This window comes from Streptomyces sp. NPDC049687, from assembly GCF_044465285.1.
Lineage (GTDB): Bacteria > Actinomycetota > Actinomycetes > Streptomycetales > Streptomycetaceae > Streptomyces.
The window spans coordinates 425352-450569 of the sequence record NZ_JBITLN010000006.1 but is presented as its reverse complement, the minus strand read 5'-3'; the positions used below and the strand labels follow the sequence as shown (position 1 = coordinate 450569).

The 25218-nt window shown below is 70.9% G+C and carries 23 protein-coding genes; 8 read left to right on the top strand and 15 right to left on the bottom strand.

What is annotated here, in order from left to right; all coding sequences use genetic code 11:
* Positions 1 to 24 precede the first annotated feature (24 nt).
* The 3 genes from ACIBVL_RS21410 to ACIBVL_RS21400 all read right to left on the bottom strand — a co-directional run bounded on the left by ACIBVL_RS21410 (position 25) and on the right by ACIBVL_RS21400 (position 2783).
* A complete protein-coding gene (locus ACIBVL_RS21410; RefSeq protein ID WP_399098805.1) occupies positions 25 to 570 on the bottom strand; it encodes a cysteine hydrolase family protein in 546 nt (181 codons plus the stop codon).
* A complete protein-coding gene (locus tag ACIBVL_RS21405; protein ID WP_399098804.1) occupies positions 567 to 2036 on the bottom strand; it encodes a purine-cytosine permease family protein in 1470 nt (489 codons plus the stop codon). Before ACIBVL_RS21405 ends, ACIBVL_RS21410 begins: the two co-directional genes overlap by 4 nt.
* Before the next feature lie 123 nt (positions 2037 to 2159).
* Positions 2160 to 2783: a MerR family transcriptional regulator gene (locus ACIBVL_RS21400; protein ID WP_399098803.1), complete on the bottom strand. Its 624-nt coding sequence runs from the start codon at positions 2781 to 2783 to the stop codon at positions 2160 to 2162.
* A 135-nt stretch (positions 2784 to 2918) separates the two neighbouring features.
* Here ACIBVL_RS21400 and ACIBVL_RS21395 point away from each other — a divergent pair, with 135 nt between their 5' ends.
* The 3 genes from ACIBVL_RS21395 to ACIBVL_RS21385 all read left to right on the top strand — a co-directional run bounded on the left by ACIBVL_RS21395 (position 2919) and on the right by ACIBVL_RS21385 (position 6415).
* The gene (locus tag ACIBVL_RS21395) at positions 2919 to 3320 is read left to right on the top strand and encodes a DUF3291 domain-containing protein (protein WP_399098801.1); all 402 of its coding nucleotides are present in this window, start codon (positions 2919 to 2921) and stop codon (positions 3318 to 3320) included.
* Positions 3321 to 3348: 28 nt separating this feature from the next.
* Complete coding sequence (locus tag ACIBVL_RS21390) at positions 3349 to 4791, top strand: MFS transporter (protein WP_399098800.1); 1443 nt, start codon at positions 3349 to 3351, stop codon at positions 4789 to 4791.
* Between the two features lie 178 nt (positions 4792 to 4969).
* Positions 4970 to 6415, top strand: a complete 1446-nt coding sequence (locus ACIBVL_RS21385) for a glyceraldehyde-3-phosphate dehydrogenase (RefSeq protein ID WP_399098799.1) — start codon at positions 4970 to 4972, stop codon at positions 6413 to 6415.
* Positions 6416 to 6520: 105 nt separating this feature from the next.
* On the opposite strand, the gene gndA is transcribed toward ACIBVL_RS21385, so the two are convergent.
* The 4 genes from gndA to ACIBVL_RS21365 form a co-directional block, all read right to left on the bottom strand.
* The gene (gene gndA / locus ACIBVL_RS21380) at positions 6521 to 7960 is read right to left on the bottom strand and encodes an NADP-dependent phosphogluconate dehydrogenase (RefSeq protein WP_399098798.1); all 1440 of its coding nucleotides are present in this window, start codon (positions 7958 to 7960) and stop codon (positions 6521 to 6523) included.
* A 132-nt stretch (positions 7961 to 8092) separates the two neighbouring features.
* Positions 8093 to 8599, bottom strand: coding sequence for a MarR family winged helix-turn-helix transcriptional regulator (locus tag ACIBVL_RS21375; protein WP_399098797.1), 507 nt, complete (start codon positions 8597 to 8599; stop codon positions 8093 to 8095).
* Between the two features lie 127 nt (positions 8600 to 8726).
* Positions 8727 to 9578 (bottom strand): LLM class flavin-dependent oxidoreductase, encoded by an 852-nt coding sequence (locus tag ACIBVL_RS21370; protein WP_399098796.1) that lies wholly within the window; start codon positions 9576 to 9578, stop codon positions 8727 to 8729.
* 226 nt (positions 9579 to 9804) lie between these two features.
* Entirely contained in the window at positions 9805 to 11481 is a 1677-nt protein-coding gene (locus ACIBVL_RS21365; RefSeq protein ID WP_399098795.1) for a cellulase family glycosylhydrolase, read from the bottom strand.
* Between the two features lie 176 nt (positions 11482 to 11657).
* Here ACIBVL_RS21365 and ACIBVL_RS21360 point away from each other — a divergent pair, with 176 nt between their 5' ends.
* The gene (locus ACIBVL_RS21360; RefSeq protein ID WP_399098794.1) at positions 11658 to 12179 is read left to right on the top strand and encodes a hypothetical protein; all 522 of its coding nucleotides are present in this window, start codon (positions 11658 to 11660) and stop codon (positions 12177 to 12179) included.
* A gap of 107 nt (positions 12180 to 12286) precedes the next feature.
* On the opposite strand, the gene ACIBVL_RS21355 is transcribed toward ACIBVL_RS21360, so the two are convergent.
* Positions 12287 to 12850 carry a hemerythrin domain-containing protein gene (locus tag ACIBVL_RS21355; RefSeq protein WP_399098793.1) on the bottom strand — a complete coding sequence of 188 codons (564 nt, stop codon included), beginning with the start codon at positions 12848 to 12850 and terminating at the stop codon, positions 12287 to 12289.
* A gap of 249 nt (positions 12851 to 13099) precedes the next feature.
* Between ACIBVL_RS21355 and ACIBVL_RS21350 the strand changes: the two genes are divergently transcribed.
* A complete protein-coding gene (locus ACIBVL_RS21350; RefSeq protein ID WP_399098791.1) occupies positions 13100 to 14950 on the top strand; it encodes a protein kinase in 1851 nt (616 codons plus the stop codon).
* A 76-nt stretch (positions 14951 to 15026) separates the two neighbouring features.
* Here the strand turns inward: ACIBVL_RS21350 and ACIBVL_RS21345 are convergent, their stop codons facing one another.
* A complete protein-coding gene (locus ACIBVL_RS21345) occupies positions 15027 to 16187 on the bottom strand; it encodes a PucR family transcriptional regulator (RefSeq protein ID WP_399098790.1) in 1161 nt (386 codons plus the stop codon).
* 150 nt (positions 16188 to 16337) lie between these two features.
* Here ACIBVL_RS21345 and ACIBVL_RS21340 point away from each other — a divergent pair, with 150 nt between their 5' ends.
* Together ACIBVL_RS21340 and ACIBVL_RS21335 are read left to right on the top strand one after the other, a co-directional pair.
* Positions 16338 to 17825 (top strand): long-chain fatty acid--CoA ligase, encoded by a 1488-nt coding sequence (locus tag ACIBVL_RS21340; RefSeq protein WP_399098789.1) that lies wholly within the window; start codon positions 16338 to 16340, stop codon positions 17823 to 17825.
* 125 nt (positions 17826 to 17950) lie between these two features.
* Positions 17951 to 19225: a glycosyltransferase gene (locus ACIBVL_RS21335; protein ID WP_399098788.1), complete on the top strand. Its 1275-nt coding sequence runs from the start codon at positions 17951 to 17953 to the stop codon at positions 19223 to 19225.
* 116 nt (positions 19226 to 19341) lie between these two features.
* Here ACIBVL_RS21335 and ACIBVL_RS21330 read toward each other — a convergent pair whose 3' ends face one another.
* From ACIBVL_RS21330 to rfbA, 3 genes are all read right to left on the bottom strand, one after another.
* Entirely contained in the window at positions 19342 to 20178 is an 837-nt protein-coding gene (locus ACIBVL_RS21330) for a hypothetical protein (RefSeq protein WP_399098787.1), read from the bottom strand.
* Between the two features lie 230 nt (positions 20179 to 20408).
* Entirely contained in the window at positions 20409 to 21008 is a 600-nt protein-coding gene (gene rfbC, locus ACIBVL_RS21325; protein ID WP_399098786.1) for a dTDP-4-dehydrorhamnose 3,5-epimerase, read from the bottom strand.
* Between the two features lie 4 nt (positions 21009 to 21012).
* Positions 21013 to 21909, bottom strand: a complete 897-nt coding sequence (rfbA, locus tag ACIBVL_RS21320) for a glucose-1-phosphate thymidylyltransferase RfbA (RefSeq protein ID WP_399098785.1) — start codon at positions 21907 to 21909, stop codon at positions 21013 to 21015.
* Positions 21910 to 22242: 333 nt separating this feature from the next.
* On the opposite strand from rfbA, the gene ACIBVL_RS21315 reads away from it, so the two are divergent.
* Positions 22243 to 22626 carry a hypothetical protein gene (locus tag ACIBVL_RS21315; RefSeq protein WP_399098784.1) on the top strand — a complete coding sequence of 128 codons (384 nt, stop codon included), beginning with the start codon at positions 22243 to 22245 and terminating at the stop codon, positions 22624 to 22626.
* A 74-nt stretch (positions 22627 to 22700) separates the two neighbouring features.
* Here the strand turns inward: ACIBVL_RS21315 and hypE are convergent, their stop codons facing one another.
* From hypE to ACIBVL_RS21300, 3 genes are read right to left on the bottom strand one after another with little or no spacing between them, the layout of a single operon-like run.
* Positions 22701 to 23774: a hydrogenase expression/formation protein HypE gene (hypE, locus tag ACIBVL_RS21310; RefSeq protein WP_399098783.1), complete on the bottom strand. Its 1074-nt coding sequence runs from the start codon at positions 23772 to 23774 to the stop codon at positions 22701 to 22703.
* The gene (gene hypD, locus ACIBVL_RS21305) at positions 23767 to 24897 is read right to left on the bottom strand and encodes a hydrogenase formation protein HypD (RefSeq protein ID WP_399098782.1); all 1131 of its coding nucleotides are present in this window, start codon (positions 24895 to 24897) and stop codon (positions 23767 to 23769) included. Before hypD ends, hypE begins: the two co-directional genes overlap by 8 nt.
* Positions 24897 to 25199 (bottom strand): HypC/HybG/HupF family hydrogenase formation chaperone, encoded by a 303-nt coding sequence (locus ACIBVL_RS21300; RefSeq protein ID WP_399098781.1) that lies wholly within the window; start codon positions 25197 to 25199, stop codon positions 24897 to 24899. The genes hypD and ACIBVL_RS21300 overlap by 1 nt, the downstream gene beginning before the upstream one ends.
* Between the last annotated feature and the right edge of the window lie 19 nt (positions 25200 to 25218).

Sequence of the window (25218 nt, the reverse complement as noted above, 5' to 3'; positions counted from 1 at the left end):
TCGCGTACCCCGGCCGGGCACGGATCAATCCCCTCCGCCGAGCACTTCGTCGACGGTGGTGACGGTCACCAGGGGCCGGTACAGGTCCATCACCTGCAGGGCCCTGGTGTGGGAGGCGTCGTCCGATCCCGCGCAGGCGTCGGCGACGACCAGGACCTCGGTGCCCGCGTCGGCGGCCGCAAGAGCCGTCGACAGCACGCAGCAGTCGGTACTGACGCCGGCCAGCACCAGCCGGCCCGAGGGGGCGGCGCGGGCGGCGAGCTCGGGGGTCCACTTGCCGAAGGTGGTCGCGTCCAGGATGTCGCCGGCGAGCGGGGCGAACTGGTCTGTGAGCCGCCAGAGGGGGTCTTCGGGCGGCCGCACGGCGAACGGCCACCGGTCGTAGTAGGCACGCCAGGCTCCGGTCGGCCGCTCGGGGGCCAGAAAGCGGGTGAAGGTGACGTGTCCGGCGAAGGCCGGCAGCAGGCGTCGTACTCCTGCCGCCGCCTCGGTGTAGCGGGGGGCCGCCCAGGGGCTGTCGGGGTCAGCGAACACGTGCTGCATGTCGATGACGGCGAGGTGGCCGATCATGCCGTGTGTTCCTGGGCACGGACGCGGTTGCGGCCCAGGGTGAGGGTGCCGAGGAAGCCGAGGGCGAGGGCGGCGAGGACGCCGAGGTTGGCGTAGGCCCAGGAGCCGGACTTGCCGCCGAGTCCGAAGGGGCCGAGGAGGTAGCCCTGCCAGGTCAGCCAGTCGGCGGAGGCGTTGGTGACCAGGCCCCAGCCGAGGGCGGTGGCGGCGAGGGTGAGCAGGAGCGGGAGCGCCGGTACGTCGCCGTAGCGGCCGTCGGGCCGGTAGAGGTCGGCCTCGGCGTAGTCGCGGCGGCGCAGGGCGAGGTCGGCGAGCATGATGCCGCACCAGGCGGCGATGGGGACACCGAGCGTGGTGAGGAAGCCCATGAACGGGCCGAGGAAGTCGTCGGCGAAGAAGACGATGTAGACGGAGCCCGCGATCATCAGGATCCCGTCGACGAGCGCGGCGAGCGGACGCGGAACGCGCAGGCCCGCCGAGAGCAGCGCCAGGCCCGAGGAGTAGATGTCGAGGACGGCGCCGCCGACCAGGCCGAGCACGGCGACCACGGCGAACGGCACGAGGAACCAGGTCGGCAGGAGTGTCGTCAGCGCGCCGATCGGGTCGGCGGCGACGGCGGTGGAGAGGTCCTCGGAGGAGCCGGCGAGCAGCAGGCCGAAGACGAGCAGGAGCAGCGGGGCGACGGAGGCGCCGAAGGCGGTCCAGCCGATCACGCCCGCGCCGGCGGAGGAGCGGGGCAGGTAGCGGGAGTAGTCGGCGGCGGCGTTGACCCAGCCGAGGCCGAAGCCGGTCATCATGAACACCAGGGCGCCGACGAACTCCTGGGCGGAGCCTGCCGGGATCGCGCTGACGGCGCTCCAGTGGACGTGGTCGGCGACGAGTCCGACGTAGACAAGGGTGAGGACCCCCGTGACCGCGGTGATCACGGTCTGCAGGCGCATGATCAGGTCGAAGCCCATGACGCCGCCCATGACGGTCAGGGCGCCGACCAGGACCAGTGCGACGACCTTGGTCCCGGTGCCGCCGCCCCAGCCGAGGCGGTCGAAGACGGTGGCCGTGGCCATGGCGGCGAGGGCGACGAGGACCGTCTCCCAGCCGACCGTGAGTATCCAGGAGAGCGCGGACGGCAGGCGGTTGCCGCGTACACCGTAGGCGGCGCGGCTGAGGACCATCGTCGGCGCGGAGCCGCGTTTCCCGGCGACGGCGACGAACCCGCAGAGCAGGAAGGAGAAGACGATGCCGATGACACCGGCGGCCAGGGCCTGCCGGAAGGAGATGCCGAAGCCGAGTGCGAAGGCGCCGTAGCTCAGTCCGAGAATGGAGACATTCGCACCGAACCAGGGCCAGAAGAGGGTGCGTGGCGTGCCCTTGCGTTCGGTGTCGCGGATGACGTCGAGGCCGTGCGTCTCCACCTGGAGCGGTCTGTCCGCCGCCGTGCCGCCCGGGCGGCTCTGGGTGTCCGTCATCGTCGACCTGCCTGTTCGGGTGGGGGGCGGGCGCTTGTCCGAGACACTCCTACCCTGCGGGATCGGCCGATCCACGGCGCGGACATGAAGCGGTGCGAGTCGGGCGCCATGGCCAGGACGTCCCTAGGGCGCGTGGCGGCGGGACGACTCGTTCTCCTGGGCCATGCGCCTGAGCGCCATCAGGGCGGGCTCCAGGAGGACGGTCAGCAACAGGGCGCGCTCGGCGGCCTCCAACGAGTTCTCGATCCCCTCGATCTGGTCGAGGTCGAGGACCGCGGTGCGCTCGGCGAGGTGGGCGTACGGCAGCAGGGTCCGCCAGTCGAGCGGGACACCGAGGGCGTGCAGGGAGTTCAGGGTCTCGGCGAGGGTGGCGCGGGCGGGTGCCGACTCGTGCACGTTCCAGCCCAGCTCCCTGACGAGGGCCTCGACTTCGGCCGCCTCCGGGGCGTCCGGCGCGGGCCCCTCACCGACCCGGACGGAACCCAGGGCGAGACCCAGCAGGCGATGGGTGTCGCCGGTGTGCTCGGGCCCCGCCAGGGCGTCCAGCACCTGACGGGTGGTGCTGACCGACAGGCCGCGTACGCCGGTCAGGACGCGGATGAGGCGGAGCCGGCGCAGATGCTGGTCGTCGTATTCGGCCTGAGTGGCGGACGTCTGGCGGCCTGGCGGGAGCAGGCCCTCGCGGAGGTAGTACTTGATCGTCGTCACGGAGACGCCGCTGCGGCGGCTCAGTTCGGAGATGCGCATTCGGTTCGGCTCCGGTTCTTGCGGTTTCGGTTTCCGGTCGGACCCAGCCCTTGAAAATTGGATACCTCTACTGTCTAACATAGATAGTAGAGGTATCCAATATGCCCCCGCGCCGCCGAAGAGAAGGCCTCAGCCATGCCCACCCTGCCCTGGACGACTGTCAGTACCCCCGCACCCGACGCCGAGGCGTTCGTCATGGCGTCCCGGTTCGAGGTCCGCTCGCTCAAGGACGTACCGCGCTTCTTCCTGAAGTCGCTGGCCGCGTGGAAGCAGGTCTCCGGGGCGCCCGGCGCGTACGGCGCCTCCCTGATCGCGGAACCCCTGAAGCGCACCTTCTGGACCCTGTCGGCCTGGGAGGACAAGGACGCGCTCTACAGGTACGCACGGACCGAGCCGCACCGGTCGGTCATGCACGGGCTGCGGCCCACGATGAAGGACTCGGTCTTCACGTTCTGGCAGGTCCCGGCTGCCGACCTGCCCATCGACTGGACGGACGCCCGGCGCCGCCTCGCCGAGCAGGCCCGCACCGGCTTCTGAAACCCCTCACCCAGGAGAGATCCCCACCATGACGCTGTCCGAAGAGAGCCCGGCCCTTGACCGGCCGACTGTTCCAGCTCCCTCGCCCGAGGGCCGCCGTACACCCCTCTGGCTCGCGATCGTCGCAGCGAGCGTGCCCATGTTCATGGTCGCGCTCGACAACCTCGTCGTCTCCACGGCCCTGCACACCCTGGCCGTCGATCTGAAGGCGGACACGCAGGAACTGCAGTGGTTCGTCAACGCCTATGTGCTGAGCTTCGCCTGCCTGCTCATGACCGGTGCCGCGCTCGGCGACCGTTTCGGACGACGGCTCGTCTTCGTCATCGGCATCGTCGTGTTCACGCTGGCCTCCATCGGCTGCGGCCTGTCCGACACCAGCTCCCAGCTGATCACCTTCCGTACGATCCAGGGCTTCGGCGCGGCCGCCGTGATGCCGCTGTCGCTGACGCTGCTGTCGCAGGCAGTGCCCGAGCGGCTGCGCGGCATGGCGCTCGGGGTGTGGTCCGGGGTGAGCGGTCTGGCCGTGGCGATGGGCCCGGTCGTCGGCGGTGCGGTCGTGGACGGTCTGGACTGGCGGTGGATCTTCTGGATCAACGTGCCGGTGTGTGCGATCGCGGTCCCGCTGGTGCTGTTCGCGCTGCGGGAGAGCGCGCTGCCCGGCGTGCGGCTAGACCTGGTCGGCATGGTGCTGGCGGCGGCCGGGCTGTGCGCGGTGGTGTGGGCGATCGTGCACGGCGAGCCGGACGGCTGGGCCTCGGGCAAGGTGCTGGGCGCGTTCGCGGCGGGCCTGGTGCTGCTGGCCGGGTTCGTGGCCTGGGAGTCGCGAGTGCCCGAGCCGATGCTGCCGCTGTCGTTCTACAGGGTAAGGGCCTTCACCCTCACCAACATCGTGTCCGCGACCATGTACTTCGGCGTCTTCGGCTCGTTGTTCCTGCTGGCCCAGTACCTCCAGATCGTGCCGCCGCGCACCCCGCTGGAGGCCGGTGTGCGCACCCTCGCATGGACGCTGATGCCGATGTTCGTCGCCCCCGTCGCGGGACTGCTCACCGACAAGGTGGGCGGCGGCCGGCTGATGGCCCTCGGCCTCTTCCTCCAGGGCGTCGGCCTGGGCTGGATCAATCTGGTCGCCGACGTCGACACGGAGTACGCGTCGTTGGTCGGCCCGATGATCGTGGCCGGTATCGGCATGGGCTTCGTGTTCGCACCGACGGCGGCGGTCGTGCTCGGCTCGGTCGCCAAGGAGCACGCGGGCAAGGCGTCCGGCGCCAACACCACCGTCCGCGAGATCGGCGGCGCACTCGGGATCGCCGTACTCAGCACGGTGTTCGTGGCGCACGGCAGCACACGGGGACCGCAGCAGTTCGTCGACGGTCTGCACCCCGCGGTGTGGGCGGGCGTCGCGGTGGTGTTCGCGGGTGCGCTGTGCGCCCTGGGGATCCCGCGCCGGCCTCGACCGTCCGACGAGGCCTGAACCGCCCCGCACCACCCATATCCCCGCCCCGACGGGCGGTCGGGGCGGACACCTTCCACTCCCCTGCCGTGGTGTCCGCCCCCCGGCCGTCCTGCACACCTGAGCAGGCCCCCGCTTCAATGATCAGATGGCCGTCGGGTTAGCATCTGAGCGCCACCTAGCTCGAAAGATAGGCGCTGTGACTCTCAACGACGACTCGTTCACCAACTGGAAGAACCGCGAGGAGATCGCGGAGTCGATGATCCCGATGATCGGGAAGCTGCACCGTGAGCGGGACGTGACGGTCCTGCTGCACAGCCGCTCCCTGGTGAACAAGTCGGTGGTCAGCATCCTCAAGACCCACCGGTTCGCCCGGCAGATCGCCGGCGAGGAGCTCTCGGTCACCGAGACGCTGCCGTTCCTCGAGGCCCTCACCACCCTCGACCTCGGCCCCTCCCAGATCGACATCGGCATGCTCGCCGCCACCTACCGGGCCGACGACCGCGGCCTGTCGGTGCGGGACTTCACCGCCGAGGCCGTCGCCGGCGCGACGGGTGCGAACAAGATCGACCGCCGGGAGCCGCGCGATGTCGTCCTGTACGGCTTCGGCCGCATCGGCCGGCTCGTGGCCCGTCTGCTGATCGAGAAGTCCGGATCGGGCAACGGCCTGCGGCTGCGCGCCGTCGTCGTGCGCGGGGGTGGCGACCAGGACCTGGTCAAGCGGGCTTCGCTGCTGCGCCGCGACTCCGTGCACGGGCAGTTCCAGGGCACGATCACGGTCGACGAGGCCAACAACAGGATCATCGCCAACGGCAACGAGATCACGGTGATCTACGCCGACGACCCCACCGAGGTCGACTACACGGCCTACGGCATCGACAACGCCATCCTGATCGACAACACCGGCAAGTGGCGCGACCGCGAGGGCCTGTCGAAGCACCTGCGGCCCGGTATCGACAAGGTCGTCCTCACCGCTCCGGGCAAGGGCGACGTCCCCAACATCGTCCACGGCGTCAACCACGACACCATCAAGCCGGACGAGCAGATCCTGTCCTGCGCCTCCTGCACCACCAACGCGATCGTCCCGCCGCTGAAGGCGATGAACGACGAGTACGGCGTGCTGCGCGGCCACGTGGAGACCGTCCACTCGTTCACCAACGACCAGAACCTGCTGGACAACTACCACAAGGCCGACCGTCGTGGCCGCTCAGCGCCGCTGAACATGGTGATCACCGAGACCGGTGCCGCGTCCGCCGTCGCCAAGGCGCTGCCCGACCTCAAGGCGCCGATCACCGGCAGCTCGATCCGGGTGCCGGTGCCGGACGTCTCGATCGCGATCCTCAGCCTGCGGCTCGGCCGCGAGACCTCCCGCGAGGAGGTCCTCGACCATCTCCGCGAGGTCTCGCTGACCTCGCCGCTCAAGCGTCAGATCGACTTCACCACGGCCCCCGACGCGGTCTCGATGGACTTCATCGGCTCGCGCCACGCCTCGATCATCGACGCCGGCGCCACCAAGGTCGACGGCGACAACGCCATCCTCTACCTCTGGTACGACAACGAGTTCGGGTACTCCTGCCAGGTCGTCCGCGTCGTCCAGCACGTCTCGGGGGTGGAGTACCCGACGTACCCGGCCACGAGCGTCTAGCCGACGGGCGGGCGGGAGAGGGGACGTCCCGGTCCGTACGGCAGGTGGCCGTACGGACCGGCGAGGAGCCCGGCGGCCTCGCGACCGTCGCGTCGGAGCGAACGGTCAGGCCGAGGTCTCCGGGCGGCCCGGGACGGCCCAGTGGGTGTGATAGGCGCCGGGGCGGTCGGTGCGGCCGTAGGTGTGGGCGCCGAAGTAGTCGCGCTGCCCCTGCAGGAGGGCGGCGGGCAGCCGGCCGGCGCGCAGGGTGTCGTAGTGCGACAGGGCGGCGGAGAAGGCGGGGACGGGGATGCCCCGGCGGGCGGCGGAGGCGACCGTTTCCCGCCACGGCACCTGCGCGTCGGTGATCTCCATGGCGAACTCCATCTCGCCGAGGAGGCTGACCAGTTCCGGGTCGGCGGCGTACGCGGCGCGGATGCGGTCGAGGAACGAGGCGCGGATGATGCAGCCGCCGCGCCAGATCCTGGCGACCGCGCCGAGGTCGATCTTCCAGCCGAACTCGGCGGCCGCGTCCTGGATCATCTTCCAGCCCTGGTCGTAGGCGATGACCTTCGAGGCGTAGAGGGCGTGTTCGACCTGGGAGGTGAAGCGGGCGGCCTCGGTGCGGCTGAGCGGGGGTGTGGTGCCGCCGGGCAGTCCGGCGTAGGCGGCGCGCAGTTCGCTCTGGCCGGAGGCGGCGCGGGCGAAGGTGGCCTGGGCGATGGCGGTGACCGGGGAGCCCAGGTCCAGGGCGGTCTGCACGGTCCAGCGGCCGGTGCCCTTCTGACCGGCGGCGTCGGTGACGATGTCGACGAACGCCAGGCCCGTGGTGGCGTCGGTGTGGGCGAGGACCTCTGCGGTGATCTCGATCAGATAGGAGCCGAGGCGGCCCTCGTTCCAGGTGCGGAAGATGTCGGCGATCTCGGCGGGGGTGTAGCCGGCGACCTGGCGCAGCAGGTCGTACGCCTCGGCGATGAGCTGCATGTCGGCGTATTCGATGCCGTTGTGGACCATCTTCACGAAGTGGCCGGCGCCGTCGGTGCCGACGTGGGCGGCACAGGAGTCGCCGTCCACCTTCGCACTGATGGAGTCGAACATCGGACCGAGGACGTCGTACGACTCGCTCGAACCGCCGACCATGATCGACGGGCCGTTGAGGGCGCCCTCCTCGCCGCCCGAGACGCCGGTGCCGACGAAGTGGATGCCCTTCTCGCGCAGGGCGGCCTCGCGGCGGCGGGTGTCGGCGAAGTGGGCGTTGCCGCCATCGATGATCATGTCGCCCGGTTCCAGGAGCGGGGCGAACTCGTCGATGACGGCGTCGGTGACCGCGCCCGCCTGCACCATGATCATCAGGCGGCGGGGACGTTCGAGCGCGGCCACGAAGTCCTCGGCCGACTCGGCGGGGACGAAGGCGCCCTCGTGGCCGAACTCCTCGACGAGCGCGCGGGTACGGCCGGCGGAGCGGTTGTGGACGGCGACGGTGTAGCCGTTGCGGGCGAAGTTGCGCGCGAGGTTGCGACCCATCACGCCGAGGCCGGTGACGCCGATGGCGGCGGTTGCGTTCACGAGGTACGTCCCTTTGATCGGTGGCGTGTTGCGGAGGGGGGCGGGCAGCCCCGTACCCCCAGGTACGCGCCGTGGGCCGGTTCTTCTCGATGCCGCGCCGATCGATCTGCGTGAACACCCGCCCGGGTGACCTCAGCGGCGTCGCCAGGGCAGCACCGCCGGGTCGGCCTCGGTGCTCTCGGCCCTGTGCAGGGCGTCGCTGATGGCCTCGCCGATCTCCGCGAACTGGCGTACCTGCTCGGGGGTGAGCACGTCGAACACCGCCCGGCGGACGGCCTCGACGTGACCGGGGGCGATCTCCACGAGCAGGGCCTTGCCCGCGTCGGTGAGGAAGGCGCGCTGGCCGCGGCCGTCGGCGGGGTCCTCGCGGCGGTCGACGAGACCGACCTCCCGCAGCCGGTCGACCGCGTGGGTGAGCCGGCTGCGGGTGATCTTCAGTCTCCGGGCCAGCTCGGACATGCCGAGGGCTCCGTCGGGCTCCAGTGAGAGGTGGGCGAGCAGGCTGTAGTCGGCGTGCGTCATGCCCGCTTCGCGCCGCAGCTGCCGGTTGAGGTAGTCGGCGAGCAGGGTGGAGAAGTCGACGTAGGCCAGCCAGGCCCGTCGTTCGTCCGGGTTGAGCCAGCGCGGCGTCGGGGGCATGGTCCCACCCTACTCACGGAGCTTTTGTGTGAATCATCAAACTCACAGTTCGCGCTCGCAGGCGGAGGCTTGAAGGATCAAACACATTCCCTGGCCGCTTCGGGTTCGCGAGGCTTCTGTCAGGCGGTCAGAACACGGCGCCGGCCACGCGGTCCACCTGGTCGGGGTCCGAGGACCAGCAGTAGAGGACGACCTCGTCGGCGCCGATGCCGGAGAGGGCGGCGACGGCCGATCGGATCCGCCCGGGAGTGGTGAGCAGGCCCTCGGCCATGTAGCCGGCGCGGCCGCTGAACTCGTAGTAGTCGAGCAGGTTGCGGCGGGCCCGGTCCACGGTGTCCCCCGGGCCGAGCGCGACGCTGATCTGGGCGACCAGGCGCGGCCTGCCGGAGCGGTCGTACTTCTCCCATACCCTCTCCACCTCGCGGAACAGGCCGCTCAGGTGTTTCGGGGGCAGTGCGGCGCCGAGGAAGCCGTCGCCGAAGCGTCCCACGCGTTCGACGGCGGCCGGGGCGAACCCGCCGAAGAGCACCTCCGGGCCGCCGGGGGTGACGGGCGCGGGTCCGATGGGGCCCGCGCCGTCGCCGTACGGTGCGCCGGCCCAGGTGTGGCGCAGCCGGGTCATCTGCTCGTCGAGACGGCGGCCCCGGCTGCGGATGTCGATGCCGGCGGCGAGGCAGTCGTCGGCGCGGCCGCCGACGCCGATGCCGAGGGTGAAGCGGCCGCCGGACATGCGGTCGAGGGTGGCGGTCTGTTTGGCGAGCAGGGCGGTGTTGTGAAGGGGCGCGATGAGCACCTCGGTCTGGAGACGGATGCGGGAGGTGGCACCGGCGAGGGTCGCGAGGGTGATCAGGGGCTCGGGGTTGTCGAACACGAGCCGGTCGAGCAGGCCGAGCGTGCTGAACGGGCCCGCGTCGGCGCGGTGTGCCCAGTTCAGCAGCAGGGCGGGGTCGTCGATGGGCAGGCCGAGGCCGATCTTCATGGAGCACTCCTCCGGAGGGCATGCGGAAACACGGTGGCCGCCCCTCCTGGCTCCGCGCGCTGTGCGCGGGCTTGCTCCCGTTCTGCGGCGATGGTTCGAGAGAGCGTGGTGCGTAAGAGTGCCGTGACCGTAAGACGCCGGGTGTACCCCGCGCAAACCGTTTTGTGGTGCCCGTGCGGTGCCCCCGGCCGGCCGACGGGACTTCGCCGGCCGGGGGCAGGGCACGTCAAGTGGTGGTGCAGGTCGTGCCGTTGAGGGTGAAGGTGGTCGGTGCGGTGTTGGTGGCGCCCTTGCTGCCGAGGAAGCCGACGGTGACCGAGCCGCCGGCGGGGATGGTGGAGGTGTAGGAGGCGGGGGCGACGCTCACCGTGCCGCCGCTCTGGGTGGGGGTCCCGCCCCACATGTTGGTCACGGTCTGGCCGTCGGCGAAGGTGAAGACGAGCTTCCAGCCGGTGATCGCGGCGGTGCCGGGGTTGCGGAGGGCGATCTCGGCCTGGAAGCCGCCGGGCCACTCGCCCACCACGCGGTAGCCGACGGAGCAGGGGGTGCTGGGGGCGCCGGTCGTGGTGACGGCGACCGTGCCCGAGCGGGCCGAGCGGTTGCCGGCGGCGTCCCGGGCGTAGACGGCGAAGGTGTACGCGGTGCTCGCGCTGAGCCCGGTCACGGTGACGCTGTTGGTGGTGGAGGCGGCGAGGGCGGTCTCGGTGCCGCCGGCGACGCGGACGACGTCGTAGCCGACGACGCCGACGTTGTCGGTCGCGGCGGGCCAGGCGAGGGTCGCGGAGGTGGCCGTCACCGCGGAGGCCGTCGGGGTGCCGGGGGCGGTCGGGGCCTGGGTGTCGCCGGGGGTGCCACCGCCGTAGACCGTGGCCTCCTCGGCGGTCTGGGCGATGCCGTTGGCGCCGTTGAAGACGCGCTGGCCCCAGGCGCTGAGGCGCGTGGGGTCGAAGTCGATCGCCAGGTCGAGGATCGGGTCGGTGTTGCCGCTCCAGGACCAGGCCAGATAGCCCAGCTTCAACTGCTGGGCGGCGGCCATCATGGTGTCCTCGTCCGGGTCGCCCCACTGGTCGGCGGGGCCGCCGAACTCACCGATGAGGATGGGGAGTTCGGCGTCCACGAAGGCATTGAGGTAGTCGGTGACCTCGGCGGCGGTGTCGAAGACGCTGTACATGTGGATCGAGAAGATCAGGTTGCCGGTGGTGTCGGCGGCGTACACGGACCGGGCGTTGGCACGCATCACGCCCTGCCAGTCCTGGCCCCAGTTGGGCGCATCCACCATGAGCGTGTGCTGGAAGCCGGCGTCGCGCAGCTTCTTGATCGCGGCGATCGTGGGGTCGGTCCAGCCTTCGGGGGCGGTGTTGCCCCAGGGCTCGTTGCCGATGTTGATGATGACGTAGTTCTCCTGGCCGGCCAGCACGTCCTTCAGACCGATCCAGTAGTCGGCGGCCTGGTCGAGGGTGCCGGCCGCGCTGTCCTCGCCGTATCCGGTGGTGTCGTGCACCTCCAGGACGCAGATGAGACGGTTGGCCTTGCACTGGGCGACGACGTTCGCCACGTCGGCGGCGCTGTTCGCGCTCCAGCGGTGACCGTCGGCCAGGACGACGCGGACGGTGTTGGCGCCGAACGACTTGATGTCGGCGAGCGACTGGGTCTCGCCGGGATACCAGGTGTGGGCGTGATTCACGCCACGCATCACGAAGTCGTTCCCATTGGCTTCGACCAGCCGGCCGCCGCTGATGTGGAGGCCGGTGGCGGCGAGGTCACCCGAGGGCCGGGCGTGGGCGGCGGCCGGGGAGAGGGCGCCGAGGGCGATGAGCCCGAGGAGGACTGTCAGCCTGGTCAGGAGGGTGGTTAAGCAGATTGTTCGCGGCGGACTGCCGGTCGTGCTTCTTGTCGTTCTCACTGCGACTCCAGGAGTGAGGCCAAGAAGGCAGGGGGAGGTGGACGCGCACGTGGGAGCGCTCCCATGAAAGCCACTATGCCAAGTACACGTCAAGAGATCGCGCAGGGCTCCGCTACCGTTTCGGGAGAACCCCCCGGATCCCCGCGTCCCCCGCACACAGCTCGGACGGTCCCCCAGTGCTCGCTGACCTCGCTCCCCTCATAGCCGCGACGACCCAGTGGCTGACGCGCGCCTATCCGGCGTCCGGCGGCGCACTCGCCGCCGCCCTCTGCGAGGCGCAGGCGCGCCAGGCCGTCACGGTCGCGGCGTGGCTGCGCTATCCGACGGCGACGGACGCGGCACTCGTCGGGATGGCGGGTCCCGGCGGCTCGGCCGGGCTGGACTGGATGAGCGGCGCCGAGGGCGACCCTTCCCGTGACGAGGCGCCGTGGCGCAGTTGGGTCGACGAGGTCGTGGCCAGCTGGGCGGCCAGTCTGCTCGCCGATCCGGAGCTGGCCGCACGCGCTGTGGCCGGCCTCACCGGGGGCGATCACACGAGCTGTACGCCGGTGGAGTTCCGTCGTCTGATCACCCCCGACGACCACGACCGGCGCGCGGCGGCCCTGCTGCGCCACCCCGACCTGGTCGCACCCGTGGCCGCCCTCCACCAGGAGCGGCTCCTGGACCTCCTCGGGCCGGAGCAGGCTCTGATCGCCTGAGAGGCGGGGCGGGCGTCCGTGCTGCTGGCTCGGGGCGACCTTCGCCACGGTTGATCGCCTCGGGCAGCCGTGCCGGCCGTGGGTTTCGGTCCTGCCTGCCTCGGGCGTCAGTCCATCTTGCCTCGGCCGGACAGCGCGTCCCGCAGGCGGTCGACCATGCCGACGCCCGGGGCCAGCAGCTTGTTCGCCGGGGGCTTGTCCGGCGCCGTCGGGTGCGGCCGGGTCGGCGCCGTCTTCTTCGCCATGCGCACCTTGTCCCCCAGGCTGTCCAGGGCGTCCGCCGGACACGCGGCACGCAGCCGGGGGAAGAGGTTCTGCTCCTCGTCGGCCACGTGCTCGCGGATCTCCCGCATCAGCTTCCCGACGAGCCGGTCGAAGTCCGCGTCATCCGCCGAGCAGCCCTCCAGGTCCTTCATGATCTGCTCCGCCTCGGCGTGGTCCCGCAGCTCCTTGTCGGCCAGCGCGTCACCCCCGGGGATGTGCTCGCGCACCGCCGGGTAGAGATAGGCCTCCTCGGCCACCGAGTGCCGGACCAGCTCCATCGTGACCTGATCCGCGTACGTCTTGCGGTTCTTGTGCCCGGACGGCAGCGCCTCCATCTTCCCGAAGAGCTCCTCGACCTCGCGATGATCGGTCACCAGCTCGTCGATGACGTTTCCACCATGAGCCATGTCGTCCACCTCCAGCAGGACGTGGCGGATCGGGAAAGACCCGCCAGGCCACGGGTGCCCCGCGCGCCTCCGCCTGAACGTCGGCGGGGCCCTGCTCCGACGCGCCCGGAGGGCAGGTGGCGAACGCTTCGCTGATCATGCGGACGACGGAAGTAATTGAAAGCCTGAGCACACGCTGCGACTGGGCTAGCCTCGTTCTCCCACCCCTGGTGCGAACTGACGTACGGCGAACATCACTTCGGGAGTTTCGTGACTGACCAGCGGCCGACGCCACCGAGATCCACGGCCCACGAAGCCGCCGCGCTTCGGCAGACGGGTGCCTCCCCCCTGCGGGTCGGCGACCCGGGCCGGGTCGGACCCTATGTGCCGCTGGCACTGCTCGGCAGCGGCGGAATGGGACGGGTCTATCTGGCCCGGGCCGCGGACGACTCCCCGGGGCTCTTCGCCGTGAAGGTGATCCGGCCCGAGTACGCCGAGGACGTCCGCTTCCAGCGCCGTTTCGAGCGCGAGGCGGCGGTGCACGCCCGGCTCGGCCCGCCGTACGCGCCCCGTCTGTGCGGTACGGGGTTCGAGGACGAGTTGCTGTGGATGGCCACCGACTACGTCCCGGGGCTCGATCTGACGGATGTCGTACAGGGGGACGGCGCCCTGCCGACGGTGACCGTGTGGCGGCTGGTGGCGGAACTGGGGCGGGCGCTCGCCGCCCTGTCGGACGTCGGTGTCGTCCACCGGGATCTGAAGCCGTCCAACGTCCTGCTCTCGGTCCAGGGGACGCATCTGATCGACTTCGGGATCTCCAAGGCCGCGGACGCCAGTGCGCTGACCGGCACGGGAAACAGGGTGGGCACCCCGGCCTACATGTCGCCGGAGTACCTCAGGACGGGCCACTGCGACAGCGCGTCGGACGTGTTCTCGCTGGCGGGGACGCTGGTCTACGCGGCGACCGGGCGGGCCCCGTTCGGTGACGGCACCGGGGTCGACGTGATGCACCGCGTGGCGTTCGAGGAGCCGAATCCGGAGGTCACCGCCGCGCTCTCGGCGGCCGACCCGGAACTCGCCGCGCTGCTGTCCGGATGTCTGGCCAAGGAGCCCGACCGGCGCCCCACCGCACCGGAGCTGATCGAGATCGCCGGAGCGCGCGCCGTGGAGTCCGACTGGCCCGAACCGCTCCTGGGCGAGGTGCTGGCCCGACAGCGGGCGTACGAGACGCTGCACCGGCTCCCGGCCGAGCAGGCGGCTCGGCTGCTCCCCTCGGGCCGCCGTGCCGCGGCCACGCCGACTCCCCCGCCCGGGCCGGTGAGCCGCCCCGCTCCGTCCGGTATCGCCGCCTCCCGCACGAGCCCGCCCGCCGCGCCCGGCATCGCCGCGGCGCCGTCGGAGGACGTCCCCGGGCTCACGCCCGGGTCGGCCGAGGCCGTGTCCGCCGAGGCGGCGTCAGGGCGTTTACGGCTTGGCGGAGCCCGGCCATGGACGCGTCGGAAACGGGTGCTGGCCGTCGCGGCGGGCGCCGGCATGTGCGCCGCCGTCGCGGGCGTCCTCGTCCTCGCCCGTCCGGATGGATCGGCAACAGCCCTGCCACCGAGGGGAGTTGACACGGCGACCGAAGTCGTGCCCGGTGATCTGCCCAGCAACGCCGCTCTGCCGGGCACGCCCACCGTGGGAGACAGAGCCTCCGCCGCGGGCGCGTCCAGCGAACGCGCCGACGTCGACGACGCCGGTGACAGTGGCGCCTCGCAGCCCGGGGCATCCGCTTCCACGGCCGCCGGCAGCAGTGCGCCCACTCCCGGCGCCGGCTCCTCCGCCGGCCCGAGCTCGGCCCCCGACAGCCCGTCGGCGGAACCGGCCGCCCAGCCCTGGAACACCGACTGCACGTACTACGACGGCAACGGGCGCACCCGCCAAGGGGACAGCGGCACCAAGGTGCTGCAGGTGCAGTGCATGCTCACCAAGCGCGGGTACACCGTGGGAAGCGCCGGCGTGAACGGTGAGTTCGGCCCCGACACGGAGAGCGCGGTGCGCGCCTTCCAGACCGACAGGGGCCTCTCCTCCGACGGTGTCGTGGCACGCAGCACCTGGACCGCGCTGCGCGCCGACGACTGAGCTTCGCACGGCGGGCTTCATCCCCTGAGAGATCCACGGCAGGCCCGTCGAGTCCGGCGCCCCGATCGCCGGCTCGTCACGAGGTGCGGACGGCGAGCAGGGCGGCGCCGAAATCCGCGGCCGTGCGGGGGTCCGAGAGGGAGCGGCCGGTCAGTTCCTCGATCCGGCGGAGCCGGTAGCGGACCGTGTTGGGGTGGACGAAGAGGGTCCGGGCGGTGTCAGCGGCCGACCCGGCGGCGGCGAACCAGTGTTCCAGGGTGGCCAGAAGGCGGGCGCGTTCGGCGGCGGGGAGGCCGAGCAGCGGTGCGAGGACCACCTCCGTCAGGTGCGCCGCCTCGGCCGGAGCGGCGGCGACGAGCATGGCGAGGGGGTTGTCGTCGAAGCGTGCGACCCCGGGACCGGTGCCCGGCAGACCGGCCAGGGCCAGCCGCGCGAAGCGCAGGGCCTGCGGTGCGTCCCGCAAGGAGGGGAAGCCGGGGCTGACACCCACCCGGGCGTGAGCGCGGCGCAGGGTGCGCAGGCAGGTCTGCTCGGCCGTCGGCGTGGCCAGGGCGACCACACCGATCTGCTGGTCGGGCAACAGCCGCCAGGCAGAGGGGAGTTGGGACTGACGCAGGGCCGTTTCGATACCCGCGAGGGGCTCCTGGCCGGGCGCGCCCGCCACCGCCGCGACGACCGCGTACGGCCCTTGTTCCGGCAGGCCCAGTTCACGGGCGGCCTCCCACAGCGTGGTGCGCTCCGAGATGACACCGGTGAACAGCGCCTCCACCAGTGCCGAGCGCCGCGCCTCGCGCTGCAAGGTCAACTCGGCGGCGGTCTCCCGGTGGGCCGCCGCCACGGCCTCCGCGTAGCGGCCGAACAGCGCCCAGATCTCCGCGGACTGGGACACCAGCTGGGCGTCGGAGACCTCGGGATGGGTGCGGGACTCCTCGATGATCTCCGACCAGAGCAGTTCGAAGCCGATCCGGTAGGCGTGCAGGGTGTCGGCCAGCGGCATGCCCTGCTCGGCGCGGAGCCGGCCGGTGTCACGGGCCGGGCTGGGATCCGGGGCGTCCGCCCGGTGGAAGTGGCTCAGGACGAGGTCGGCGTTGGCGGTGCACGAGCGGCGCAAGGAGTCGTAGGGGATCAGTGACTCGTTCTGGTAGGCGGCGACGTCGGCGCGGATGCGCTGCGCCATCCGCTCGCCCAGTTCAGGCAGCCGCGCGTGGAGCGCGGAGGTCACACCCGAGAGGTCCATTGCCGCAGCTTAAGCATCCCTTCTTGTTCCTGGGAACAAGAAGGCGACGGAGACGCTGTCCCGCCGCCCATAGGCCGCCGCCCGATACGCCAGCACCATGTCCTCCACGTGAACGACGGATTTCGACGGTGACATTCGTGGAGGCGGGGCATGGCCAATCTGGCGGATTTTCTGGTGGAGACGGCGGTGCGGCAGCCGGACCGTCCCGCCTTGCGCCTGGGCGGGCAGGTCACCGCCTACGCGGAGCTGGAGGAGCGCAGCGCCCGGGCCGCCGCGCTGCTGCGGGCCGAGGGCGTACGGCCGGGCGACCGGGTGGCGCTGATGCTGCCCAACGTTCCCGAGTTCGTCGTCCTGTACTACGGCGTGTTGCGCGCCGGGGCGGTCGTCGTCCCGATGAACCCGCTGCTGAAGTCGCGGGAGACCGAGTACCACCTCACCGACTCCGGGGCGCGTCTGCTGTTCGAGTGGTACCGGGCGCCGGGTGAGGGCACGCAGGGCGCGGCCGCCGCCGGGGTGCGGCATCTGGCCGTGGAACCCGCCGCCTTCGCCGGTCTGCTGGCCGGGCACGAGCCGCTGCCGGGCGTGACGGAGACGAACGACGACGACGTGGCCGTGCTGCTGTACACCTCCGGCACTACCGGGCGTCCCAAGGGTGCCGCCCTCACCCACGGAGGGCTGCGGCACAACACCGAGGTCAACACGGTCCATGTGCAGCGGATGACGCCGGACGACGTGGTGGTGGGCTGTCTGCCGCTGTTCCACATCTTCGGCCAGATCTGCACGATGAGCGTGGCCGTCCGGGCAGGGGCCTCCCTCACGCTGGTCCCCCGGTTCGAGCCGCAGGCGGTCCTGGACGCCATCGCGCGCGACCGGGCCACGGTCTTCGAAGGCGTACCCACCATGTACGCGGCGCTGCTGCAACACCCGCAGGAGTCGGACGTGTCGACGCTGCGGATGTGCGTCTCGGGCGGCGCCTCGCTGCCGGTGGAGGTCCTGCACGGCTTCGAGCGGCGCTTCGGCTGCGTGGTCCTCGAGGGCTTCGGCATGTCCGAGACCAGTCCGGTGGTCACGTTCAACCACCCCGACCGGCCGCGCAAGGCCGGGTCCGTAGGCACTCCGATCCGGGACGTGGAGGTGCGGCTCCTGGACGACAAGGGGCAGGACGTCCCGCCCGGCCGGGTCGGCGAACTCGCGGTCCGCGGGCCGAACGTGATGAAGGGGTACTGGAACCGCCCGGAGGAGACGGCCGCCGCCATCCCGGACGGCTGGCTGCGCTCCGGCGACCTCGCTCGGTGGGACGAGGACGGCTATCTCTACATCGTCGACCGCAAGAAGGACATGATCATCCGCGGTGGCTACAACGTCTATCCGCGCGAGATCGAGGAGGTCCTGCACGAGCACCCGGCCGTCGCCCTGGCCGCCGTGGTGGGCGTGGCGCACGCCCACCTGGGCGAGGAGATCGCGGCCGCGGTCGTCCTGCGCCCCGGCGCCCGGGCCACCCCCGACGAACTGGGCGCATTCGTCAAGGACCGGGTCGCCGCGTACAAGTACCCCCGAGAGATCTGGCTCATGGACACTCTCCCGACCGGCCCCAGCGGCAAGATCCTCAAAAGGGAGATCACGGCTCCCGCGAAGTGAGCCCGGCTGCGCGGCTGCATTCGGGTGGTCCGTGCACCCAACCGCCTGCCGAACTGCGGCGTCGTGGGGGCGGGCTCGTAACGTGAACCGCCCTCACCGACATCGAGCCCTGCAGGGAGTACCCCTTGACGTCGACCGCCACCCCGAGGTTCTCCGTCTTCACCCCCAGTCACCGGCCCCGTTTCCTCGATGAGTGCCTGGCGACCCTGCAGGCGCAGACGTGTCCGGACTGGGAGTGGATCGTCCTGCTCAACAACGGCGCCCGGTGGCGCCCCGAGCATCCCGACGAGCGGATCCGGGTGGAGATCGCGGACGACGTCACCGGTGTGGGGGCGGCCAAGCGCAGGGCCTGTGAGCTGGCACGCGGAGACATCCTCGTGGAGCTCGACCACGACGACCTGCTGGCGAAGGCGTGTCTGGCGGAGCTGGGCAAGGCGTTCGACGACCATCCCGAGGCCGTCTTCGTCTACAGCAACACCGCGCAGATCACCGAGGACGGGAAACGGGACGACGATCGGTTCAACGAGGCTCACGGCTGGCACTACGAGGAGGTGCGCGTCGACGGCCGCCAGCTGCTCCAGGTCAGGTCGATGGCGCCGACGCCGCACAACGTCTCGTACATCTGGTACGCGCCCAACCACGTACGGGCCTTCCGCAGGAACGCCTACCTCGAGGCGGGCGGGTACGACGCAGCCCGTACCGTCCTGGACGATCAGGACCTGATGTGCCGTCTGTTCCATGTCGGCGACTTCCACCACATCCCCCGTTGTCTGTACCTCCAGCGGATGCACCCCGCGAACACCCAGCGCGACCCGGAGATCAACGCGCACATCCAGCGGGAGACGGTCGCCCTGTACGACAAGTACATCGAGGCGAACGCCCTCGCCTGGACCTACCGGAGGGGACTGACCGCGCTGGACCTCGGCGCGGCCCGACGCAAGCCGCCGGGTTACGTGGGCGTGGACAAGTTCCCGGCCGAGGGCGTCGACATCGTGGCGACCCTGCCCGGCCGGCTGGACCTGCCCGACGACTCGGTAGGCCTGGTGCGGGCCGTGGACTTCCTCGAGCACGTGCCGGCGAAGGTGCCGCTGATCAACGAGCTGTACCGGCTCCTGGCCCCCGGTGGCATGCTGCTCATCTCGACACCCAGCTCCGACGGCCGTGGCGCGTACCAGGACCCGAGTCACGTCGCGTACTACAACGAGAACTCGTTCTGGTACTACACGGACGACCGGTACCGCGCCTTCGTGCCCGAGCTCGAGGCCAGGTTCCAGAGCTCGCGGCTGGCCACACACTTCCCGTCCGAGTGGCACTCCGAGAAGAACATCTCGTACGTGATCGCCAACCTCATCGCGATGAAGGACGGCGCCGAACGGTGCGGGGGGCCGCTGCTGGTGTAAAAGGCGGCAGCCACCCTTTGGAGGCCGGGGACATGCGAGCGTGCCCCCGGAGGCCTGAGCCTCGGGGGCACCCGTCGTGCGGGACGGCCAGGACCTGACCGCCGCTCACAGGGGAGTTACGGCGTCACGTCGGCGCAGACGACGTAGGCGATGGGGGCCTCGTCGGTGGCGGTGTTCACGACCTGCCACCCGGTGGGCGGGTTGCCGCCACCGCTGGGAGGCGCGGGAGGCGTGCCGCCGATGGGGAAGCTGCTCTGCAGGTTGCCGTTCCCGATGGCGCCGCCGCCGCCGGTGGCGAAGTCGCCGGTGTCGCAGAACACGGTCGAAGTGTTCCCGGTCGTCGCGGTGAACGTGTTGACGTAGAGCCTGACGACCCCAGTGACACCCGTAGCTCCCTGAGCGCCCTGAGCACCTTGCGCTCCCTGGGCGCCTTGGGCGCCTTGAGCCCCCTGCGCTCCCTGCGCTCCCTGGGCACCTTGCGCTCCCTGGGCTCCCTGAACGCCGTTCGTGCCCCCAGCGCCCTGGGCACCCTGTGCGCCCTGGGCTCCCTGGGCTCCCTGGGCTCCCTGGGCACCCTGCGCGCCCTGAGGACCCTTTGGCCCCTGCGGTCCCGGCTTGCCCGGCTTGCCCTCGTGACCCCTCGGCCCCTGCGGCCCGCGGGGGCCCCGCTCGCCGCGGTGGTGGGAGTCGTGGTCCCGGTCTTCGGGGGTACTCACGAGGCCGTTCACCGTCGCCGTCCCGCCGGGGCCCGCCCTGCGGATCGCGTCGGCGATGGCCGCCGAGACCGGCTCGGTCGGGCGCACCTGAGCCGTGGCGCGGCCGCCGCCGGAACTGTGCATCGCCTCGGCGGCGGCCACCGTGTTCGGCACGACGCCGAGCGCCACCGCCGCCGCGCTCGACGTCACCAGCGTGACGTACTTGAGGCGCGAGATTCGGATCGTTCTACGGTTCAAGAGAACCTTCCTCACGTTGGGGAGGGATCAGACGGCAAGCCCGCACTCGCTGTGCTTCCTTCTGCTTGGCCGCCATATCTCCTTCGGCCATGAACGACGTCATCCCTTCCCCCACAATGACAAAATGATTAAAGGAACAACCCGCCTCGCGTAGGAGGATCACCCGGGCGGCGTCATATTCTCCGCGGCTTCTCATGGTTGCCTTCGGCGCCCGATTCAAGGTGGTTCTTTCAGGCGCCGCCGACCAGACTTCCGCGATAGACGGCGCACTCCTCGAACGAGGGCAGCAGACCCCGCCGCCCGGCCTCCTCCAGCGTGGGCGCGGCGGCGTCCTTGTCCGAGAGGAGCGGGGTGAGGTCACCGGGCCATTCGATGGCCAGCGCAGGGTCGAGCGGGTTGATCCCGTGCTCGCGCTGCGGCGCGTATCCCTGCGAACACAGATAGACGACGGTGGCGTCGTCCTCCAGCGCCATGAAGGCGTGGCCGAGGCCCTCCGAGAGATAGACGCAGCGATGTGTCGTGTCGTCGAGGCGGACCGCCTCCCATCTCCCGAAACCCGGGGACCCGACACGGATGTCGACCACGACGTCGAGGACGGCACCGCTGACACAGGTGACGTATTTCGCCTGACCCGGCGGGACCGCCGCGTAGTGAATGCCGCGGAGCGTGCCGCGAACGGAGCGGGAGCAATTGGCCTGCTCGAACCGGAAAGCGTGACCGACGGCCTCGCGGAAAGCGTCGCTCTTGAACCACTCGTGGAATCGGCCCCTGTCGTCCGTGAACACCCTGGGCGTGTCCACCCACGCCCCTTCGATACCGAGCGGTCTCACCCGATCACTTCCTTCCGTGGGCCGTGACGAGCTGCGGCGAGTCCTCGAGCAGCCCCAGCAGATAGTGCCCGTATCCGCTCTTGAGCAGCGGCCGGGCCAGTTCCCGGAGCCGGTCGTCGTCGATCAGGCCGGCCCGCCAGACCGCCTCCTCGACACAGCCGACCTTGCAGCCCTGGCGTTCCTCGACGACCCGGACGAATTCCGAGGCCTGTACCAGGGAGGTGAAGGTGCCGGTGTCGAGCCACGCGGTGCCCCGGTCGAGCCGCGTGACATGCAGCGCCCCCGCTTCCAGATAGACGCGGTTGAGGTCGGTGATCTCCAACTCGCCCCTGGCGCTGGGCCGTAGGCCGCGGGCGATGTCCACGGCACGGTTGTCGTAGAAATACAGTCCGGGCACGGCGTAGCGGGATCTGGGGCGGTCCGGTTTCTCCTCGATCGAGACCGCCCGGCCCCGTTCGTCGAATTCCACCACTCCGTAGGCCGAGGGGTTGGCGACCTGATAGGCGAACACCCTGCCGCCCACCGGATCGTCGTGCCGGGCCAGCCGGGTGCCGAGGCCGCTGCCGTGGAAGATGTTGTCGCCGAGAATCAGGGCGACGGACTCCCGCCCGATGAATCCGGAACCCAGTAAGAATGCGTGGGCGATGCCCTCCGGGCGTTCCTGTGCCACGTATTCCAGCCTCAGTCCCAGGTGACTGCCGTCACCGAGCAAGCGGCGGAACTGGGCCCGGTCTTCCGGGGTGGTGATGACGAGGATCTCGCGGACTCCGGCCATCACAAGAGTGGACAGCGGGTAATAGACCATCGGTTTGTCGAAGACCGGCAGCAGCTGTTTCGACACCGAGCGGGTCAGGGGCCAAAGTCGCGAGCCGGTACCTCCGGCCAACAGGATTCCGCGCACGCCATCACCCTAGGGTAATCATCCGGGAATGCCGGTTTTTAACACGGTCTTATGACATCGGCCAGCGGATCGTGGCCGGCGCCGCAGACATGATCAGCCGGCGCGGCCCGGACGCCACTGGATCCAGGAGCAGCCACCGGCCGACGGAATCCCACCCGTCGCGGCGGTGGCCGCACAGCCGAGCAGCTCGAGATGATCATCAGCGGCACGATCAAGAGGTGCCGAGACCGGCCGCCCCCTCTGCCGACATGCCCCGAATATCACGAGAGGGGATAATTCAAGCATCGCGGCGACGCGCGACCGGCGTCCCCCCACTGAACAGGCAGGTCGGCCATGCCGAAGAAACCACACGGGTCCGAGCCACCGCACGGACAGGGCCCGAGCCGGCACAAGGGCACCGGACAGCACGGCTGGGCGCCCGACGTCGACGAGACACACCAGCAGGACAACCCCAGCGCCCGCCGCTCCTTCGACGCGGAGCAGGCCGGCGCACGAGGCCCGGGCCGGACGAAGTCCAAGGAGGAGACGAAGTCCGTCCCGGGTGACAAGGTCAGCAGTGCCGGCGCCCGCGGTGAGGAGTACGCCGGCGAGGACGAGAAGGGCCGCCGGGACACCGGACGCAAGGGCCGCTCCCAGCGTGCCAGCGGCACCAAGGACGCGTCCGCCACGACCGGCGTGGACCCGCAGGACCCCAAGACCGGGCGCCGACCGAGGTAGCGCACGCCTTCACTCCCGGCCGGGCTCACCCCCGGCCGGCTCTCGACGAGCGATCCGGCCTCGACGGATCCGCCTCAGCAGATCCGTGGCAGCTGCTCCCCGATCGGCAGATCGACCACGCGTGTGCCGCCCAGCCCGGTGCGCGCCACCACCATGCCGGGATGCGCCTCGACGGTCTCCCCGATGATCACGGAGTCCGCGCCCAGCGGATGTGCCCGCATCGCCTCCAGGACGGCCTCGGCGTGCTCACGCGGGACGAAGGCGACCAGCTTGCCCTCGTTGGCGATGTACATCGGGTCCAGGCCGAGGATGGCGCAGGCGTTGGCCACGGCCTCGGGGACGGGGATGTCGCGTTCCCGGAGGACCACCCCGGTGCCGGAGGCGGCGGCGATCTCGTTCAGCGCGGCCGCCAGGCCGCCCCGGGTGGGATCGCGCAGCACGTGCAGATCCCGAGTGACAGCGAGCATGGCCTCGACCAGGCCGCCGAGCGCGGCGCAGTCGCTCTCGATCTCCACCCCGAACTCCAGGCCCTCGCGGACGCTCATGACCGCCACGCCGTGGACGCCGACGGAACCGCTGACGATCACGACGTCGCCGGGGACGACCCGCTGGGGGCGCAGGTCGACGCCCGCCGGGACGACACCGATGCCCGCCGTGTTGAGGTAGATCCCGTCGCCGTGGCCGGCCTCCACCACCTTGGTGTCCCCGGTGGCCACCTCCACACCGGCGGTGCGCGCGGCCGCGCCCAGTGCCTCGGCCACCCGCGCGACCGTGTCCAGTTCGACGCCCTCCTCGAGGATGAATCCGCAGGAGAGATAGGCGGCCCGGGCGCCGCTCATCGCCAGGTCGTTGACGGTGCCGTTGACCGCCAGGTCCCCGATGCTGCCGCCGGGGAAGAACAGCGGCCGTACGACGTAGGAGTCGGTGGAGAACGCCAGCCGGGCCCCGCCCAGGGAGACGACGGCGGCGTCGCCCATCTGGGCGAGCACCTCGCCGCCGAAGGCCGGGGCGAAGATCCGCTGGACCAGTTCGGCGGAGAGGACTCCCCCGCCGCCGTGGCCCATGACGACCCGGGGCCGGTCGCGCACCGGGGAAGGGCAGGTCCACCCTTCGAGGTCGAGGGCGGGGAGATCGGTGGTGTCAGACAACGGGGGTCGCCTCCCGGGACGTCGTGGTGGTGGACACGTCCAGCCGCCGGTAGAGGTAGTACGCCGCGCAGGCGCCCTCGCTGGAGACCATGGTGGCGCCCAGCGGCGTACGCGGGGTGCACAGGGTGCCGAAGGCCGCGCACTCGTGGGGCTTGAGCAGCCCCTGCAGGACCTCGCCGCTGCGGCACTCGGCCGGTTCCCGCGTACGGATGCCGTCCACGGAGAAGCGGTGCTCGGCGTCGTACGCGCGGTACTTCGACGACAGCCGCCAGCCGCTCCGCGCGATCACCCCGATGCCGCGCCAGGCACGGTCGGTGACCTCGAAGACGTCTTCCAGCATGGCCCGGGCGGCCGGGTTGCCCTCCGGGCGCACCGCACGGGCGTAGGCGTTGTCCACGGTGTGTTCGCCGCGTTCCAGCTGCCGGACTGTCCTGCGGACGCCTTCGAGGATGTCCAGCGGCTCGAAGCCCGTCACGACGATCGGCACCCGGAACCGCTCCGCCAGTTCGGGGTACTCCCCCACGCCCATCACACTGCACACGTGCCCGGCGGCGAGGAAGCCCTGCACCCGGCAGCTCGGCGAGGACATGACCGCCTCGATGGCGGGCGGTACGCGGACATGGGAGACCAGCATGCTGAAGTTCCGGATGCCCTGCTCATGGGCCTGATGGACCGTCATGGCGTTGGGCGGGGCCGTCGTCTCGAAGCCGATACCGAAGAACACCACCTCGCGGTCGGGGTTCTGCCGCGCGATCCGCAGGGCGTCGAGCGGCGAGTAGACGACGCGTACGTCACCGCCCTCGCCGCGGACCTGGAACAGGTCCCGTCCGGTGCCCGGCACGCGCAGCATGTCGCCGAAGGAGCAGAAGATCACCTCGGGCCGGGAGGCGATCTCCAGGGCCTTGTCGATGACCTCCAGCGGGGTCACGCACACCGGACACCCCGGCCCGTGGATCAACTCGATCTTGTCAGGCAGGAGTTGGTCGATGCCGTGCCGGATGATGCTGTGCGTCTGTCCGCCGCAGACCTCCATCAGGGCCCAGGGCCTGGTCACCGTGGCGTGGATGTCGTCGAGGAGCCGACGGGCCAGCTCCGGGTTCTGGAACTCGTCGATGTACCTCACTACTTGCGCACCTCTTCCACCGTGTCCGCGCCCGCCTCCGCCGCCGCCATCTCCCAGGCGTCGCCGAACTCCTCCTGCAGCATGCCGAGTTCGGCGAAGAGTTCGAGCGTCTGTTTCGCCGACTCCTCGTCCAGCCGTTGCAGGGCGAACCCGACGTGGACGATGGCGTACTCGCCGACCTGGAGGTCGGGCAGGTACTCCAGACACACCTCCTTGACCACTCCGCCGAAGTCGACGGTGGCCATCCGGGTGCCGTCGCGTTCCTCGATGTCCAGCACTCTGCCGGGTACCGCCAGGCACATGGGCCCTCCTCGCTGTGGG